The organism is Paraburkholderia suaedae (assembly GCF_040812055.1).
In the GTDB taxonomy this organism is placed as follows: Bacteria; Pseudomonadota; Gammaproteobacteria; order Burkholderiales; family Burkholderiaceae; genus Paraburkholderia.
In genome coordinates this window covers 1-17,806 of the sequence record NZ_JBFOAH010000045.1, presented here as the reverse complement: position 1 = coordinate 17,806, position 17,806 = coordinate 1, and the positions used below count along the sequence as shown (strand labels likewise).

Annotated in this window: 15 protein-coding genes and 1 pseudogene; 11 read left to right on the top strand and 5 right to left on the bottom strand. The window is 65.2% G+C overall.

Features of this window, described 5'->3' with window-relative positions; genetic code table 11:
- A complete protein-coding gene (locus ABQJ48_RS34665) occupies positions 1 to 1,146 on the top strand; it encodes a DUF1501 domain-containing protein (RefSeq protein WP_367842425.1) in 1,146 nt (381 codons plus the stop codon).
- Between the two features lie 203 nt (positions 1,147 to 1,349).
- Here the strand turns inward: ABQJ48_RS34665 and ABQJ48_RS34660 are convergent, their stop codons facing one another.
- Positions 1,350 to 1,865, bottom strand: coding sequence for a flavin reductase (locus ABQJ48_RS34660; protein ID WP_367842424.1), 516 nt, complete (start codon positions 1,863 to 1,865; stop codon positions 1,350 to 1,352).
- An 89-nt stretch (positions 1,866 to 1,954) separates the two neighbouring features.
- Entirely contained in the window at positions 1,955 to 3,349 is a 1,395-nt protein-coding gene (locus ABQJ48_RS34655) for an LLM class flavin-dependent oxidoreductase (protein WP_367842423.1), read from the bottom strand.
- 262 nt (positions 3,350 to 3,611) lie between these two features.
- Between ABQJ48_RS34655 and ABQJ48_RS34650 the strand changes: the two genes are divergently transcribed.
- The gene (locus tag ABQJ48_RS34650; protein WP_367842422.1) at positions 3,612 to 4,181 is read left to right on the top strand and encodes a helix-turn-helix domain-containing protein; all 570 of its coding nucleotides are present in this window, start codon (positions 3,612 to 3,614) and stop codon (positions 4,179 to 4,181) included.
- 135 nt (positions 4,182 to 4,316) lie between these two features.
- On the opposite strand, the gene ABQJ48_RS34645 is transcribed toward ABQJ48_RS34650, so the two are convergent.
- Positions 4,317 to 4,688 (bottom strand): BON domain-containing protein, encoded by a 372-nt coding sequence (locus tag ABQJ48_RS34645; RefSeq protein ID WP_367842441.1) that lies wholly within the window; start codon positions 4,686 to 4,688, stop codon positions 4,317 to 4,319.
- A 1,065-nt stretch (positions 4,689 to 5,753) separates the two neighbouring features.
- Between ABQJ48_RS34645 and ABQJ48_RS34640 the strand changes: the two genes are divergently transcribed.
- From ABQJ48_RS34640 to ABQJ48_RS34630, 3 genes are read left to right on the top strand one after another with little or no spacing between them, the layout of a single operon-like run.
- The gene (locus ABQJ48_RS34640; RefSeq protein ID WP_367842421.1) at positions 5,754 to 6,932 is read left to right on the top strand and encodes a quaternary amine ABC transporter ATP-binding protein; all 1,179 of its coding nucleotides are present in this window, start codon (positions 5,754 to 5,756) and stop codon (positions 6,930 to 6,932) included.
- Positions 6,925 to 7,830, top strand: a complete 906-nt coding sequence (choW, locus tag ABQJ48_RS34635; RefSeq protein WP_367842420.1) for a choline ABC transporter permease subunit — start codon at positions 6,925 to 6,927, stop codon at positions 7,828 to 7,830. The genes ABQJ48_RS34640 and choW overlap by 8 nt, the downstream gene beginning before the upstream one ends.
- A 7-nt stretch (positions 7,831 to 7,837) precedes the next feature.
- Positions 7,838 to 8,836, top strand: a complete 999-nt coding sequence (locus ABQJ48_RS34630) for a GlxA family transcriptional regulator (RefSeq protein WP_367842419.1) — start codon at positions 7,838 to 7,840, stop codon at positions 8,834 to 8,836.
- 26 nt (positions 8,837 to 8,862) lie between these two features.
- Here the strand turns inward: ABQJ48_RS34630 and ABQJ48_RS34625 are convergent, their stop codons facing one another.
- A complete protein-coding gene (locus tag ABQJ48_RS34625; protein WP_367842418.1) occupies positions 8,863 to 9,945 on the bottom strand; it encodes a GlxA family transcriptional regulator in 1,083 nt (360 codons plus the stop codon).
- Positions 9,946 to 10,273: 328 nt separating this feature from the next.
- Between ABQJ48_RS34625 and ABQJ48_RS34620 the strand changes: the two genes are divergently transcribed.
- The 6 genes from ABQJ48_RS34620 to ABQJ48_RS34595 all read left to right on the top strand — a co-directional run bounded on the left by ABQJ48_RS34620 (position 10,274) and on the right by ABQJ48_RS34595 (position 17,345).
- Complete coding sequence (locus tag ABQJ48_RS34620; protein ID WP_367842417.1) at positions 10,274 to 11,668, top strand: L-serine ammonia-lyase; 1,395 nt, start codon at positions 10,274 to 10,276, stop codon at positions 11,666 to 11,668.
- Between the two features lie 76 nt (positions 11,669 to 11,744).
- Positions 11,745 to 12,989, top strand: a complete 1,245-nt coding sequence (locus tag ABQJ48_RS34615; protein WP_367842416.1) for a sarcosine oxidase subunit beta family protein — start codon at positions 11,745 to 11,747, stop codon at positions 12,987 to 12,989.
- A 10-nt stretch (positions 12,990 to 12,999) separates the two neighbouring features.
- Positions 13,000 to 13,371 (top strand): sarcosine oxidase subunit delta, encoded by a 372-nt coding sequence (locus tag ABQJ48_RS34610; RefSeq protein WP_367842415.1) that lies wholly within the window; start codon positions 13,000 to 13,002, stop codon positions 13,369 to 13,371.
- Positions 13,368 to 16,370 (top strand): sarcosine oxidase subunit alpha family protein, encoded by a 3,003-nt coding sequence (locus ABQJ48_RS34605; protein ID WP_367842414.1) that lies wholly within the window; start codon positions 13,368 to 13,370, stop codon positions 16,368 to 16,370. The genes ABQJ48_RS34610 and ABQJ48_RS34605 overlap by 4 nt, the downstream gene beginning before the upstream one ends.
- Positions 16,360 to 17,016 carry a sarcosine oxidase subunit gamma gene (locus ABQJ48_RS34600; protein WP_367842413.1) on the top strand — a complete coding sequence of 219 codons (657 nt, stop codon included), beginning with the start codon at positions 16,360 to 16,362 and terminating at the stop codon, positions 17,014 to 17,016. Before ABQJ48_RS34605 ends, ABQJ48_RS34600 begins: the two co-directional genes overlap by 11 nt.
- Before the next feature lie 65 nt (positions 17,017 to 17,081).
- Positions 17,082 to 17,345 (top strand): hypothetical protein, encoded by a 264-nt coding sequence (locus tag ABQJ48_RS34595; RefSeq protein WP_367842412.1) that lies wholly within the window; start codon positions 17,082 to 17,084, stop codon positions 17,343 to 17,345.
- 50 nt (positions 17,346 to 17,395) lie between these two features.
- Here ABQJ48_RS34595 and ABQJ48_RS34590 read toward each other — a convergent pair.
- Positions 17,396 to 17,556: pseudogene (locus ABQJ48_RS34590) on the bottom strand (class C beta-lactamase); the annotation flags it as partial.
- Positions 17,557 to 17,806 lie beyond the last annotated feature (250 nt).

Here is a 17,806-nt window from a genome sequence, read left to right as displayed (position 1 = left end):
ATGCTGTCCCGCCGCAGTTTTCTGAGCGTCGCGGCCGCCGGCGCCGGCGCGCTTCTCGTGTCGCCGCACATCGCGTTCGCGAGCGTCGCTACCGATCGCCGCTTCGTGTTCGTGATCCAGCGCGGCGCCGCCGATGGCCTGAATATCGTCGCGCCCTATGCCGAGCCGGCTTACGCAACGCTGCGCGGTGCGCTCGCGCTCGATACGTCGAACGCGACGAGGCTCGACGGCACCTTCGCGCTGCATCCGGCGCTCTCGCAGATCGCCGCGATGTATGCGAGCCGGCAGGCGCTGTTCGTGCACGCGGTGGCGTCGCCTTATCGCGACCGCTCGCATTTCGACGGGCAGAACGTGCTCGAGACGGGCGGCGCGTCGCCGTATCGGGTCAAGGATGGCTGGCTCAACCGGCTCGTGGCTGAACTGCCCGCCACGCGCGAGAACGCGATCGCCCTCGCGCCGACCGTGCCGATGGCGCTGCGCGGAGCGGCGGCGGTGACGTCTTATGCGCCCTCCGCATTGCCGCCAGCGCCCGACGATCTGCTCGCGCGCGTCTCCCAGCTGTACGAGCAGGATGCGCAATTGCGTCCGCTATGGGAGTCGGCGATGAGCGCGCGCGGTCTCGCGGGCGACGCCGGTGCGCGTCAGGACCCGGCGAGCCTCGGCAGGCTCGCGGCCGGTTTTCTGTCACGCGACGCGGGTCCACGGATCGCGATGATCGAGACCGGTGGGTGGGACACGCACAGCGCGCAGAACGCGCGCCTCGCGAATCAGCTCAAAGCGCTCGACACGATGCTGGCGGCGTTGCGTGACGGCATGGGGCCGTTGTGGCGCCGCACCACCGTGCTGGTGGCGACAGAGTTCGGCAGAACCGCGGCAGCCAACGGCACGGGCGGCACCGATCACGGCACCGGGTCGGTGGCGATGGTATTGGGCGGGGCGGTGCGGGGCGGGCGCGTGATTGCCGACTGGCCGGGTCTTGCGCCGCGCGAGCTTTACGAAGGGCGCGACCTGAAGCCGACGACCTCGCTCGATGCGTTGATCGCCGGCTGCGCGAGCGAGAGCCTTGGGCTCGATCCTCAGCGCACGGCGGCGGCGCTGTTTGGGAAAGCGGCGCGAAGTCCGCTCACGGGTGTCGTGACCGTTTGATCGTGCGTGGCGGTGGGGGTCGCGTGCGGGTGGGGCGGGTCGAAAGTGCGTACACCGTGCGGCGCGTGGTTGCGGGCGAATGTGAGCGAAGCCGCACGCGGACCGACGATCAAAAGGCCATGCTCAACGGGTCCACCGAGGGTATGTGGGGAACGACATGCAAACGCATTGCGCGGCAAGTGCCGCCCACCTGCCCCCCGACTTTAGCCGCAGGCATGATGCGTCGCATGCACCGACCGCTCGCCAACCCGGTGATAGCGACGCCCGAAATAGATCAGCGCATCCCCCGCGCCATGCGTATGGGCCGCCTTCACCGCGCAGAAGAACACGGTATGCGTGCCGACCTCAGTGACCGATTCGATCTCGCAGTCGAGCGACGCGAGCGCACCCTGCAGCACCGGCGCGCCGGTCGCGAGGCGCTCCCATTGCGCGGCGGCAAAGCGTTCCTCGATGGGCAGCGCCCTGTTCGCAAAGTGCGCGGCGAGCGTCTGCTGTTCCGCGCTCAGCACGTTCACGCACAGTTTGCCGTTGCGGCGGAAGGCCGCGTTGTTGCGGCTGCTGCGGTTGATGCAGACGAGCAGCGTAGGCGGCTCGTCCGTCACGCCGCAAACCGCCGACGCGGTGCAGCCGGCAAGGCCCGCGTCGCCGTCGCTCGTGATGACGTTGACGGCGGTGCCGAGCCCGGCCATGGCGTCGCGGAAGGTGCGCTTGTCAAGCATGGGAAAGCCTCCGCTGAAAGATCCATGTGGGTAGCGCGAGCGCGCGCAGCGCACTCGCGACACTTGATTGAACCCGCGCTGCTACTGCATCAGTTCGACACATCGCCCGTTGCGGCCGCGTCGCAAGCCGGTGAACGAAACCTTGCCGCCGTATGAGTCGACGGCAAACGCGCGTGGCCGAACAGCTTCTCGCGCAACGTGCCGTCGCGGTATGCGCGCTTGTACGCGCCGCGTTCCTGCAGCCGCGGCACCACCAGTCCGATGAAATCCTCGAAGCACTCCGGAGCGACCGTGCGCGACAGGTTGAAACCATCTACGCCGGTTTCCTCGGTCCACGCAATCAACTCATCGGCGATGCGTTCGGCGGACCCGACGAGCGGCGTCTGCCGGCTGCCGAGCACCATCTGTTCGAGCAGCTTGCGTTTGGTCCATTGCGGCCCGGCGGCGCGCGTCATTGCCTCGACGTTCGATACGATCGCCTGGCTCTTGCCCGTTTCGATCGGCTCGTCCAGGTCGTAGCGCGCGAAGTCGATGCCGAGCGATGCCGCCGCGTGCACGAGCGCGGCTTCGGAGCTGACGTAGCGCCGGTACTCCTCGTACTTCTCCTGGGCATCGCGTTCGGTGCGGCCCGTGATGACGGTTTGCCCGAGCAGCACCTTGATGTCGTCCGCGAGCCGACCGCCGGCCACCGCATGCGCGCGAATGTCGTCGACAATCGCTTTCACCGCGGGCTTCGCCTGGCCGTTGACGAACACGCACTCCGCGTGCGCCGCGGCAAACTGTTTGCCGCGCGCCGACGAGCCGGCCTGGTAGAGCACCGGCGTGCGCTGCGGCGACGGCTCGCTCAGATGCAGCGCGTCCACGCGATACTGCTTGCCGTGGTGATGAATCACATGCACCTTGGCCGCGTCCGCATAGACGCCGCGCGCCTTATCGCGCAGCACCGCGCTCTCTTCCCAGCTGCCTTCCCACAGCTTGTAGACCAGCTCCATATATTCGTCGGCGAGGTCGTAGCGGTCGTCGTGCGCCATCTGGCCGGCAAGACCGATCGCGCGCGACGCACTGTCCAGATACCCTGTGACGATGTTCCAGCCGACCCGGCCGCGTGTCAGATGATCGAGCGTCGACATGCGCCGCGCAAACAGATAGGGCTGCTCGACACAGAGGTTCGACGTCACGCCGAACGACAGATGACGCGTAACCGTGGCCATCGCCGGGATCAGCAGCGTGGGATCGTTGACGGGCACCTGCACCGCGCCGCGCAGCGCCGCGTCCGGGCTGCCGCCGTAGACGTCGTAGACCCCGGCCACGTCGGCGAAAAAAATGCCGTCGAACAGCCCAGCTTCCAGTGTGCGAGCGTAGTCGGTCCAGTATTGAAGGTCCGTGTAGCGCGTGGACTGATCGCGCGGATGGGTCCACAAGCCTTGCTGGATGTGGCCTACGCAGTTCATGTCGAATGCGTTGAGTACGATTTCCTTCGGCATGGTGTCGTTCCGGCTGCTTACGGTTTGCCTGCGCTGCGAATCCACGAATCATGGTCTGCGCGGCGGCGCTGAGCCGCGCTCGAGCGTCGGTTGCGAGTCGGGCTGGTTCGTTTAATATAGTGGACGAAAAATTACTATGCAAGACTGGGTTTTGCCTGCTGCGCTGCCCGCCTGTGCGATATCCGCCGTCCGGCAAGTCGCGCGTCAAGCGCAGCATCGCGTCGATATACTTTGCGTTCCCGTTTATTCACCACAAGCTCTTATGTCCGACTCCACCGCCATCGATCTGACTCAGGCCATCTCCGCGCGCGTGAAGACCGAGCGCGAAGCGCGCAACTGGTCGCTCAGCGAACTGGCGGAACGCTCGGGGGTGTCCAAGGCGATGATCAGCAAGATCGAGCGTGGCGAGGCGAGCCCCACCGCGACGGTGCTCGGGCGTTTGTCGGGCGCGTTCGGGCTGACTTTGTCGACCTTGCTGGCGCTCGCCGAGCAAACCGGCGAGCGGCTCGTGCGCCGGGCCGATCAGGCGCTGTGGCAGGACCCGGAAACGGGCTACACGCGGCGGCGCATTTCACCGCCGACCGGCGGCGTGCTGGAATTGCTGGAGATCGAGTTGCCGGTGGGCGCGAGGGTGCCTTATCCATCGGATGCATTCGTGTTTCAGCATCAGCAGATCTGGGTCACGCACGGCGTGTTGACGTTTCGCGAGGGTAGCCAGTCTTACCGGCTCGAAGCGGGGGATTGTCTGCAACTCGGCGCGCCGGCCGAATGTGAGTTCCTGAATGCCGGCGATGAGACGTGCCGCTATGTCGTCGGCCTCGTTCGACGTTGAGGACTCCCAATCTTAGGGAGACTGCGAAAGTCGATCCGGGCCATTAAAGTGGGCGGCGCCGCATGTTCGCAATTAGCGATTCACGATTCGCGCGTTGCGGCGTCACCCGTGGTCATTCAATCGAGCGTCGCGCGCTCAACCCCCACCACCGTTTTGCGCACCAAGCGTGATCTTGTTGGTCACCGAGGTCACGCCCGGAACACCTTTCGCCACATCCGCCGCCTGCTGGATCTGTGACGCGTCGGGCACCGAACCGGTCAAGGTCACCGCGCCGCTGCGCGCCCGCACAAACACGTTCGACACGTTAAAACCCTGCGCCCGCGCCAGCGCACGGCGTACGTCGTGGCCCAGCTTGCGGTCGGATGCCCGCATTGCTTTGGCATTGGTGGCCGGGGCGGCCATCTCGCCCGACGCCGCCATCGCGTCGCTGGCCTGGGCGTACGCACTGGAGGCCGTCGCCACGCACAACGCGATGCCGAGCGCCTTCAATAGATTGACTGTTTTCACGTTTTCGATCCTCGATAAGTTGATGCCGCTTGTTGCATGCAAAAAAGCGCTCTCGCGGGCTGGTTTTGGCCCGCTTGGAGCGACCGTCTTATACAAGAATGATGTGTCCGCGCTGCCGGCGCGTTTAAACAATAGTCCAGCCAATGCGCTTGCGCTGGAAAAAACGCGTGCGGACGTTGTATCGGCTGACACGCAGATGCCTGCCGCGCTTGACTGTAATAGCTTGTGGCCCACGGTTTGCACCAGCGTTGTGCAGCGCGAACCGCCCTGGTTGCGGTTCGCGGTTTTGCTCGCATGCATTCGTTTTGCGGGGCGTAGGCGCAATTATGCGGCGCCTGCATAATGAGGATTACGAAGTGTTGGCGGCGCTGGTTTGTGTGTCGGTTGAATGCTTTGTGCGCTTGCGTTTCGTTGGAGCGGCGCTCAAGTGCGGTGAGCACTTATTGGGTGCAAACTCCGCGCACGAATGCCATCGTGTTGGGCGCGACCGTTCGAACTGTTGTAACCCTGGACCGTGCGTAGAACTTCAGGCAACGCTTGAAGACGGGAAATCGGTCGGCTGGGATCACCCGAACTACGCTGCGGCGCAGCAGTAAGCGTGGACCAATGCGAGGGCCGCAGTAGCCGCCAATGGTGGCCCTTGATTGCGGACGCCCGCCGCGCCGTGACCGGGGCGGCGCTCCGTCGGGCCCTGCATGTCGACGTGCGTCGTCGTGTTGCAGTGCGGCGCGGATATGCGGCTCGACCGTCCGCAGCAGTCATTTTTGGCCCGGCGCGCGCGCCACTTGCTCTTGCGCGACATCCGCGGCCGGCAGCGCCGCCGCCCCTCAAAGCCTTGTCCCGCAACGACTTCGCGATGCTCCGCCGCTCCGCGCGCCGCGCCTGTGTCGTATTTCCTCATGTGGTTGTCGCAAATAGTCGGCAACCCGCACTTTTTTCTGGCAACTATGTAGGCAGAGCGCGAACGCACGTCCGCGCCCCATGAGTCCGCTTGAGCGTAACGATTTGCATGTCACCGGAGTCAGCGCTAAAGCGCTACCCGAGGGCGACACAGGAGAGCATCCGATGGATTCGCACAAGGTCGTGGTCGAAGGACTATGCAAGGTGTTCGGCCCCAACCCGAAACAGGCGAGCGCCATGCTGGCCGCCGGCGCAACCAAAGAGGACGTGTTCGCGCGCACCGGTCATATCGTTGGCGTGCACAACGTGTCGTTCGAAGTGAAGGAAGGCGAGATCTTCGTGCTGATGGGCCTGTCCGGCTCCGGCAAGTCGACGCTGATTCGCCTGATCAACCGGCTCGTCGAGCCGACGGCCGGCAAGGTGCTGATCGACGGCCGCGACGTGGCGAGCGTGCCGCGCTCGGAATTGACGGCGCTGCGCCGCAAGGACATGAGCATGGTGTTCCAGTCGTTCGCGCTGATGCCGCAGCGAACGGTGCTGTCGAACGCCGCGTTCGGGCTCGAAGTGGCGGGCATCGGCCGCAAGGAACGCGAGAAGCGGGCCATGGCAGTGCTGGAGCAGGTCGGCCTCGCGCCGTTCGCGCAAAAGCTGCCCGCGCAGCTCTCGGGCGGCATGCAGCAGCGCGTGGGCCTCGCGCGGGCGCTGGCGGTCAACCCGTCGCTGATGATCATGGACGAGGCGTTTTCCGCGCTCGATCCGCTCAAGCGCAAGGAAATGCAGAACGTGCTGCTCGACCTGCAACGCGAGCAGCAGCGCACGATCCTGTTCGTGTCGCACGATCTGGAAGAGGCGATGCGCATCGGCACGCGCATCGCGATCATGGAGGGCGGCAAGGTCGTGCAGATCGGCACGCCGCAGCAGATCATCACGAATCCCGCCGACGATTACGTGCGCGCGTTCTTCGAAGGTATCGACACGAGCCGCTACCTGACCGCCGGCGACCTGATGCAGACCGACGCCGTGCCGCTCATGCAGCACGCGTCGCCCATCGATGCATCGAGCGTCGCGGCCACGCTGAACGGCAGCGCCGACTACGCGTTCGTGCTCGACAGCGCGCGCCGGATTCGCGGCTTCGTGTGCCGCGATGCGCTGGGCAGCGCGTCGCCGAAGCTCAACCCCGTCGAATGCATCCGCCGCACTGCGCCGCTCGACGACGTCGTCGAACGGGTGGTGGCAAGCCACGCGCCGCTGCCGGTCGTCGAAGCGGACGGCTCGTACTGTGGTTCGGTCAACAAGACGACCGTGCTGAACGTTCTCACGCGCCATCGGAGCTCCCATGTCTGAAGTCATTCCACTTGGCGCCTGGGTCGATCACGGCGTTCACTACCTGCTCGATCACGACGCAAAAACCTTTGATTCGATCGGCAAGGTCATCGAGAACTTTGCCGCCGTCGTCGAGCATGGCCTGCAGGCCGTGCCGATGTGGGCGCTGATGGCGTTCTTCGTCGGCATCGGCTTGTGGCGGGTGGGCTGGCGTTTCGCCTTGTTCACGCTGCTCGCGCTGCTGCTGATCTACGGCACCGGCTTCTGGGACCAGATGGTGATCACGCTCGGCCTTACGCTGTCCTCGACCTTGATCAGCCTGCTGCTCGGCGTGCCGCTCGGCATCTGGACCGCGAAAAGCCGCACAGTGGAGATGGTGGTGCGCCCGGTGCTCGATCTGATGCAGACCATGCCCGCGTTCGTCTACCTGATTCCGGCCGCGATGCTGTTCGGCCTGGGCCGCGTACCGGGGATTCTGTCGACGGTGATCTTTGCAATGCCGCCCGCGGTGCGCCTCACGTCGCTCGGCATCAAGCATGTGAACTGCGAAATCGTCGAGGCCGGGCAAGCTTTTGGCTGCACGCCGTGGCAACTGCTGTACAAGGTGCAGTTTCCCAATGCGCTGCCGTCGATCATGACCGGCGTGAACCAGACGATCATGATGGCGCTGTCGATGGTGATCATCGCGTCGATGGTCGGCGCGGGTGGTCTGGGCAACGACGTGCTGGCGAGTATTCAGCGGCTGGACATCGGGCTGGGATTCGAAAGCGGTCTTTCCGTGGTGATGCTCGCGATCATCCTGGACCGCATTACGGAGAGCTTCGGCCGTGCGCCGGGCATGGCGCGCGCGCCATTGCTGTCGGGCTTGCGCAGCCTGATGAACGTGCGCCGCGCGCCGGCCGCCGCGCAGCACGGCTGAGCGGGCTATGAAGCGCGATGCGATCACCGCAGCCGGGCCCCAGCCCGAGCCACCGTTGGCGGGGCTGGCGCACTTCGGCTTCCTGACCTTGCCGAACTTCTCGATGATCGCGTTCACCAGCGCGGTCGAAGTGCTGCGCATGGCCAACTACGTCGGCCGCGCGCAGCACTACCGCTGGTCGGTCATCACGCCTGACGGCCAACCGGCGCGCGCGAGCAACGGCATCACCGTGACGCCGACCACCACACTGGCCGAAGCCGGCATGCCGGACGTGCTGTTCGTCTGCGCCGGCTGGCACGTGCGCGATCATGTCAACGACACGGTCATCGCGTTGCTGCGCGAGGTGGCTGCGCAGGGCGTTCCGCTCGGCGGCATCTGCACGGGACCGTATGCGCTGCTGGCCGCGGGCCTGCTCGACGGCTATCGCGCGACCGTTCATTGGGAAGACATGTCGCCGTTGCACCACAGCTATCCGCACGTGCGTTTCGCCGACGAGCTGTTCGTGATCGACCGTGACCGGATGACGTGCACGGGCGGCACGGCGCCGCTCGATCTGATGTTGAAGCTGGTCGGCTTGCGTTTGGGCCACCCCGTGGCCGCGCAGGTGTCCGAGCAGTTCATTGTCGAGCGAATTCGCGGCTCGACCGACTATCAGCACATACCCGTCGACGCACGGGTCGGCTTATCGCGCGCCGAGCTGATCGAAGTCGTGCGGCTGATGGAAGCGAACATTGAGGAGCCCTTATCGCTCGACGAACTCGCGCGGCTCGTGCACCTCTCGCAACGGCATTTGCAGCGCATGTTCAAGATGTTCCTGAGCGTGTCGCCCACGCACTACTATCTGACGCTGCGCTTGCGCCGCGCGCGCGAGTTGCTGCGCAATACCGATGCATCCATTGCGCGAGTCACGGCCGTGTGCGGCTTTCATTCGCCGTGTCATTTCAGCAAGGCGTATCGTGCGCAGTTCGGGCATGCGCCGAGTGTAGAGCGGCGCTTGTCGGCGTGAAGCGACGCAAGGATTGATTGCGCGCGTCAGAGCGCCTGTGCCCGGCCAGGAAACGTTTCGTCGTAGTCCGAGCCGTCGTCCGTCTGCGCGGCCGTGCCGCGCTGCTCGCGATACATGATGGGCGGCAGGCCGAACTGCTTGCGAAATTCCCGGCCCAGATGCGACGCATCGGAAAACCCGCAGCTCGATGCGATATCCGCGACCGTCTTGTCCGAACTCGTGAGCAGCCACGCGGCGGTGCGCAAACGCACCTGCTTCGCGTAGGCTTGCGGCGCCTTACCGGTTTCCGCCTTGAAGAGCCGTTCGAGCTGGCGCGGCGACATATCGAGCTTGCGCGCCAGTTCGTCGAGCGGCAGCGAGCGGCCCACGTGCTGCTCCATCAGCAGGATCGCGCGCTTGACCTTGGGATGCGCTGCGGGCGCAAGGCCCGGCGGATGCGGCTGCGGCGCATTGCCTTTCTGCATGTCGTCGACCAGCAGGATGCGCAGCGCCTTTTGCACCGTGGCAGTTTCGAAATGACGCAGCAGAATCGCCGCCGCCACGTCGATCGACGCGCGTCCGCCCGAGCACGTAATGCGCCGCCGGTCGATCACGAACAGCCGGTCGGCGATCAGCGCTTGCTCGTTCACCGAAGGAAAGCGCTCGATGAAATCCCAGTAGTGAAACCAGCTCACGCAGATGCGATAGCCGTCGAGCACGCCCGCGCGCATCAGCGAGAACACGCCGGTGCACATGCCGACCAAGGTTGCGTCGGTAGCGGCCGCGCGGCGGATGAATGCGAGCGTCGCGTCGCTTGCGGCGGGCCCCGAATGCAGCAGTCCGCCCACCACCACCACGTAGTCGAACGGCTCGGCCTTGTCGAACGTTTCCCACGGCGTGATCTGAATGCCGCAACTCGCGCGCACCGGCGCAAGGGTTTCCCCTAGCACGCTCCACGAACAGCGCACCGGCTTGCTGAAGTCGCCTTCGTCCGCCGACAGGCGCAGCAGGTCCACAAAGCCCGAGAACGCCGTCAGCGTGAAGTTCGGCAGCAGGATGATGCCGAAGCGGATGCGTTGCTTCGCAGCGCCGTCGACGGATTGAGGGAGAAGCGGTTCAGCGGAATTCATGCAAGCGGCCAGCAAGAAAAAGGGTGACTCGGGCATGGCGGTGCGTCGGCGCAGAGTGTGAGCGAACAACTGGTGTTGGCGGACTCTGCGCGCCGCGTGCCTCGCAGCAGCGCCAACGGTCGTCCCAGCAGCGTCGGCAGCGCCAGCCGCAGTCGCGAGGACTATCGCAAATGCGTCAGAGCATATCGTAAATGCGCCGCTATGCCAGACCGGCGAGCCCGTTGGCGTCAGTGTCACACTGTCATGCCGTTTTTATTCTAGCGATTCGGACCGGCGTGCGGTGCAATAGCGTCACTTCCACTCGACGCACTCACGCATAGGGCACGCCATGAACGTCAGCGTCTTCGATCTGTTCAAGATCGGCATCGGTCCTTCAAGCTCGCATACAGTCGGGCCGATGATCGCCGCCTGCCGCTTCGCCTCGCATATCGAAGATGCGAACCTGCTCGGCTTCGTACGCCGCGTGAAGGTCGAGCTGTTCGGCTCGCTCGGCGCAACGGGCAAGGGGCACGGCACCGACAAGGCGGTGCTGCTCGGACTCGAAGGCAATCTGCCCGATCTGATCGATCCGGACCTGATCGAGCCGCGCCTGCGGTCGATCCGCGAGACGAAGCAACTCGCGCTGCTCGGCAAGCATGCGATCGCCTTCGACGAGCGCGAGCACCTGGGCTTTTTCCGCAAGCTGATGCCGGGCGCGCCGGGCTCGGGCGTCGTGCATCCGAACGGAATGCGCTTTCAGGCATTCGACGAACACGGCCAGTTGCTGGTGGAGAAAGAGTATTTCTCGATTGGCGGCGGCTTCGTGGTCAATCGCGAAGGCGATCGCGTCAACGGCCTGCGTGCCGGCGCCGAGGTGCCGTATCCGTTTCGTACCGGCGACGACCTGATGCGCGTGTGTCGCGAAACGGGCCTCTCCATTGCGCAGGTGACGCTGCGCAACGAATGCGCGGCGCGCCCCGAATCGGAAGTGCGCGAAGGTCTGCTGGCAATCTGGCGCGTGATGGCTGCCTGCGTCGAACGGGGCTGCACGGTGCGCGGCGAGCTGCCGGGCCCGATGCACGTAAAGCGCCGCGCTGCGGACCTATGCGCGCAATTGCGCTCGCACTCGGCAGAGTCGCTGCGCGATCCGCTGTCGATGCTCGACTGGGTCAACCTGTACGCGATGGCCGCCAACGAAGAAAACGCCGCAGGCGGCCGCGTGGTCACCGCGCCGACCAACGGCGCAGCCGGTGTGATTCCCGCAGTGCTCCATTACTACGTCAAGTTCATGCATGCGTCGAACGACACGGGCATCGTCGACTTTCTGCTGACCGCCGCAGCGATCGGCATCATCTATAAGGAAACCGCGTCCATCTCCGGCGCTGAAGTGGGCTGCCAGGGCGAGGTGGGCGTGGCGTGCTCGATGGCCGCCGCGGCGCTCGCCGCCGTGATGGGCGGCACGCCGGCTCAGGTGGAGAACGCCGCCGAAATCGGCATGGAACACAACCTCGGCATGACCTGCGATCCGGTCGGCGGGCTCGTGCAGATTCCGTGCATCGAGCGCAACGCGATGGGTGCGATCAAAGCGCTGAACGCCGCGCGCATGGCGATGAAGGGCGACGGCCAGCACTACGTGTCGCTCGACAATGTGATCAAGACGATGCGCGAAACCGGGGCCGACATGAAGACGAAATACAAGGAGACGTCGCGCGGCGGGTTGGCCGTGAACGTCATCGAGTGTTGAGTCGCGAGTTGAGTCACTACCAGGCACGCCAAGACATATCAAGCAGCACTAAAGACAGCATTGACAAGGACCTACGATGAGCCGCTATTCGATATTCAGCCTGTTGCGCAACGGGATGTCGTATCACGAGAACTGGGAGCGACAGTGGAAAAGCCCCGAGCCCAAACGTGAATACGATGTCGTGATCGTCGGCGGCGGCGGGCACGGTCTCGCCACCGCGTACTACCTCGCGAAGGAGCACGGCGTGCGCAATGTGGCCGTGCTGGAGAAGGGCTGGATCGGCGGCGGCAATACCGCGCGCAATACGACCATCGTGCGCTCGAACTACCTGTGGGACGAATCGGCCGCACTCTACGAGAAGGCGATGAAGCTGTGGGAAGGACTCTCGCAGGATCTGAACTACAACGTGATGTTCAGCCAGCGCGGCGTGATGAATCTCGCGCACACCTTGCAGGACGTGCGCGACACCGAGCGCCGCGTGAACGCGAACCGCCTGAACGGCGTGGACGCGGAGTTCCTCACGCCCGCGCAGATCAAGGAGATCGAACCGACGATCAATCTGAACAGCCGTTATCCGGTGCTCGGCGCATCGATCCAGCGACGCGGCGGCGTGGCCCGCCACGATGCGGTGGCCTGGGGTTTCGCGCGCGGCGCGGACCAGGCAGGGGTCGACATCGTGCAGAACTGCCAGGTGACGGGAATTCGCCGCGATGGCAGTCAGGTGGTGGGCGTGGACACCACGAAGGGTTTCATCAAGGCGAAGAAGGTCGCGGTGGTCGCGGCGGGCAACACCTCGACGCTTGCCGATATGGCGGGCATACGGCTGCCGCTGGAGAGCCATCCGTTGCAGGCGCTCGTGTCCGAGCCGATCAAGCCGGTCGTCAATACGGTCGTGATGTCGAACGCGGTGCATGCGTACATTAGCCAGTCCGATAAAGGCGATCTGGTGATCGGCGCGGGCGTCGATCAGTACACGGGCTTCGGGCAGCGCGGCAGTTTCCACATCATCGAAGGCACGCTCGAAGCGATCGTCGAAATGTTTCCGGTGTTCTCGCGCGTGCGGATGAACCGGCAGTGGGGCGGCATCGTCGATGTCTCCCCGGATGCATGCCCGATCATCAGCAAGACCGATGTGAAGGGACTCTACTTCAATTGCGGCTGGGGCACCGGTGGTTTCAAGGCGACACCCGGCTCGGGTTGGGCTTACGCGCACACCATCGCGAGGGATGAACCGCATCCGTTGAACGCACCGTTCTCGCTGGAACGGTTTTATACCGGCCACCTTATCGACGAGCACGGCGCGGCCGCCGTTGCGCACTGAGGACAATGACATGCTACTGATCGAATGCCCCTGGTGCGGACCTCGCGCCGAAACCGAATTTTCCTGCGGCGGCGAAGCGGATATCGTCCGTCCGCTCGATACCGAGAAACTCACCGACAAGGAATGGGGCGATTACCTGTTCATGCGCAAGAACCCGCGCGGCGTGCATCGCGAACAATGGCTGCACACGCAAGGTTGCCGCCGCTGGTTCAAGGCGCAGCGCGACACGGTGAGCTACGAGATCCAGGGCTATGAGACGTTCGAGCGGCCGCTGCTGTCGATGGACAGCGCCGCCAACGCCACAAGCCAGACGCTGGGCCAAACCCAGGGCCAGACCCAAGGCAAAGCAGCAGGCAACGCACAAGAGGGCAAAGCATCATGAGCCAGAAAGACCGACTGCCCAGCGGTGGGCGCATCAACCGCGCGATCGCATTGAGCTTCACGTTCAATGGCGTCAGATACGAGGGCTATCAGGGCGACACGCTGGCCTCCGCGCTGCTCGCCAACGGCGTGCATTTCGTCGCGCGCAGCTGGAAGTATCACCGGCCGCGCGGCATCGTGACGGCGGGCGTCGAAGAACCGAATGCGGTCGTGCAACTCGAGACCGGCGCCTACACGGTGCCCAACGCACGCGCGACCGAAGTGGAACTGTACCAGGGACTGGTCGCCGCAAGCGTGAACGCGAAGCCGAGCATCGAGAAGGACCGCATGGCGATCAACCAGAAATTCGCGCGCTTCATTCCCGCGGGCTTCTACTACAAGACCTTCATGTGGCCGCGCAAGTTCTGGCCGAAGTACGAGGAAGTGATCCGCGACGCGGCCGGTCTCGGCAAGGCGCCCGAACAACCCGACGCTGACCGCTACGACAAGTGCTTTGCGCATTGCGACGTGCTGGTGGTCGGCGGCGGCCCGACCGGCCTCGCGGCCGCGCATGCGGCGGCGCTTTCCGGCGCGCGCGTCACGCTGGTCGACGATCAGCCGGAACTCGGCGGCTCGCTGCTGTCGTGCCGCGCCGCGATCGACGGCAAGCCGGCGTTGCAATGGGTGCAAAAGATCGAAGACGAATTGCGGCGCATGCCCGACGTGAAGATCCTGAGCCGCAGCACCGCGTTCGGCTACCAGGACCACAACCTCGTCACCGTGACACAGCGGCTCACCGAACATCTGCCGGTTTCGCAGCGCAAGGGGACGCGCGAACTGCTGTGGAAGATCCGCGCGAAACGCGTGATTCTCGCGACCGGCGCGCACGAACGGCCCATCGTGTTCGGCAACAACGATCTGCCGGGGGTGATGCTGGCGTCGGCCGTATCGACCTATCTGCATCGCTACGCGGTGCTGCCGGGCCGCAACGCGGTGGTGTTCACGAACAACGACGACGGCTACCAATGCGCGCTTGACCTGAAGGCGGCCGGCGCACAGGTGACGGTGATCGATCCGCGCGCGGGCGAATCGAAAGGCACGCTGCCCGTGCTCGCGCGCCGCCATGGCATCAAGGTGATGAGCGGTGCGGTCATCACCGCGGCGCATGGCAAGCTGCGCGTCGCGTCGGTCGATGTGGCGTCGTATTCGAACGGACAGCCGGGGGCGAGGCACGCCGAGTTGCCGTGCGATCTGCTGGCGATGTCGGGCGGCTGGAGCCCGGTGCTACATCTGTTCGCGCAATCGGGCGGCAAGGCGCACTGGCATGACGACAAGGCCTGCTTCGTGCCGGGCAAGGCGATGCAGGCTGAGACCAGCGTGGGCGCCTGCGCGGGCGACTTCACGCTGGGCCAGGGCATCCGTGTCGCCGTCGATGCGGGAGTTGAGGCGGCGCGCGCGGCCGGCTACAAAGTGGTGCGTCCCGCCGCGGTGCAAGTCGCCGAACTGACCGAGGCGAAGCTCGCGCCGCTGTGGCTGGTCGGCGGGCGCGAGCTGGCCACGCGTGGGCCCAAGCAGTTCGTCGACTTCCAGAACGATGTGTCGGCGGCGGATATTTTCCTTGCCGCGCGCGAGGGCTTCGAATCCGTCGAGCACGTGAAGCGCTATACGGCGATGGGTTTCGGCACCGATCAGGGCAAGCTGGGCAACATCAACGGCATGGCGATTCTCGCGCAGGCGCTCGGCAAGACGATTCCCGAGACCGGCACGACGACCTTCCGGCCGAACTACACGCCGGTCACCTTCGGCACCTTCGCGGGCCGCGAGCTGGGCGAGTTTCTCGACCCCGTGCGAAAGACGGCGGTGCACGAATGGCACGTGGAAAACGGCGCGGCGTTCGAGGACGTCGGCAACTGGAAGCGTCCGTGGTACTACCCGAAAGCGGGCGAGGACCTGCATGCGGCGGTCGCGCGCGAGTCGCTCGCAGTGCGCACGAGCGTCGGCATACTCGACGCATCGACGCTCGGCAAGATCGACATTCAGGGCCCCGACGCGGCGAAACTGCTGAACTGGGTCTACACGAATCCGTGGACCAAGCTGGAAGTCGGCAAGTGCCGTTATGGTCTGATGCTCGACGAAAACGGCATGATCTTCGACGACGGCGTGACCGTGCGTCTGGCCGACCAGCACTACATGATGACGACTACGACCGGCGGCGCGGCGCGCGTGCTGACGTGGCTCGACCGCTGGCTGCAAACGGAGTGGCCGGACATGCGCGTGCGGCTCGCGTCGGTCACGGACCACTGGGCCACCTTTGCCGTGGTCGGTCCGAACAGCCGAAAGGTCTTGCAGAAGGTTTGCCAGGACATCGACTTCGCGAACACGGCGTTCCCGTTCATGAGCTATCGCGAAGGCACGGTGGCGGGTGCGAGCTCGCGCGTGATGCGCATCAGCTTCTCGGGCGAACTCGCTTATGAAGTGAACGTGCCGGCGAACGTCGGGCGCGCGGTGTGGGAGGCGCTGATGGCTGCCGGCGCGGAATTCGACATCACGCCGTACGGCACCGAAACGATGCACGTGCTGCGCGCGGAGAAGGGCTACATCATCGTCGGCCAGGATACGGACGGCTCGATGACGCCGTACGACCTCGGCATGGGCGGGCTCGTCGCGAAGTCGAAGGACTTTCTCGGCAAGCGTTCGCTCACGCGTTCGGACACCGCGAAGGCGGGGCGCAAGCAACTGGTCGGACTGCTCGCGGACGATCCGTCGTTCGTGATACCCGAAGGCTCGCAGATCGTCGCGGGCCGGTTCCAGGGCGAGACCGCGCCGATGCTCGGCCACGTCACATCCAGCTACTACAGCCCGATCCTGAAACGCTCGATCGCGATGGCGGTCGTCAAGGGCGGCCTCGACAAGATCGGCGAGTCGGTCGCAATCCCGCTTTCGAGCGGCCAGCAGATCGGCGCCAAGGTCACCAGTTCGGTGTTCTACGACAGCGAAGGAGCACGTCAACATGTGGAATGAAACAGGCGGAACGGTGTCGGTCGTGGATCGCACCGTCGGCAGACAAGCGGGTGTGTGGCAGGAGTCCCCGCTGGTGGGCGTGGGCGCATTGCTGAAACAGCATCAGGCGGTGACGTCCGCTGCGTTCCGATTGAGCGAGCGGCCGTTTCTGGAACTGGTGAACCTGCGCGGCGACACGCGCGACGCGGCGTTCGTGCAGGCGGTGCAAAGCGTGATCGGCTGCCTGCCGCCGCAGAAACCGAACACCGTGGCGCGCGGCAACGGCTACGAGCTCGTGTGGCTCGGTCCCGACGAGTGGCTGGTGCGCTCGGCTGCCGCGCACGACGCTGCGCGCAGCGCGCCGTTGCTGGCGAAACTGGAGGCTGCGTTTCGCGGCGTCTTCGCATCGGCGGTGGATGTCGGCAGCGGCTATACGGTGCTGGAAATCAGCGGCACGCGCACCCGTGAAGTGCTGGCGCGCGGCTGCCCGCTCGATCTGCATCCCAAGCTGTTCGGCGAAGGGCAATGCGCGCAAAGCCACTTTTTCAAGGCGTCGATGACTTTGCTGCATACCGGTGCCGACAGCTTCGAGCTGATCGTGCGCCGCAGCTTCGCCGATTACTTCGTCCGCATCATGCTCGACGCGGCCGAGCCGCTGATGTCGTAACGTGAGGCGAGCGGCGTTTCTGCGTTCCGCTCGCATTGCTTTCGACTCCCGCAGCCACGACCGACATGCCATCGACGCGTTCAGCCACCGCGCGCCTCACGGAGCGCGCGTGCCATGAAGGCGACGCCGTTGCTGCGCTCGCGCTGCTCGATCAGAGCATCGCGTTGCGGCATCGGCGCATCGCGCTGATTCGCTATCTGCTCGCGCAACAGCTTGGCGCGCCGTTGCAGGCCCGGCATCACGAATACGTGAAGAAGATCGCGGCGCGGCTCAGCGCGGACACCCTCGCGCGCGTGGCCGGTGCGGCGCGTGCGCGATTGCGTGCGTAGCGCGTCTCGGCGCGAGGTCGCACAAGCTCTCTATCACTGGCGAACCGTGTTCAATGTCCGTTTGCGGCGAGCGCCGTCATGATCCGATAAGCGGCGCTCACGCGAGCGTCGATCGGGACATTGCGGTTCGCCAGCATGACGATCCCCAGGCGCTTCTCGGGACGAACGCGATGTACGCGCCGAAGCGGTTGGTCGAGCCGGTCCTGTTGATCCACAGATTCTGGCGCGGCGCTTGAGGCGGCGCTCTGTCGGTTCCAGCCAAACCCATGTCGCGTTCGCTGCCTATGCCTGGCGGCAGCGGGCGCTACCCTCGATGAACGGCGTACCCCATCGAGCGCGGGCGCGCCACTCACGAGACATGGAGACAGACAGATGAGCAGCAATCGCGGCGTCGTATATCTGGGGCAGGGCAAGGTGGAAGTCCAGTCGATCGACTATCCGAAGATGGTCGATCCGCGCGG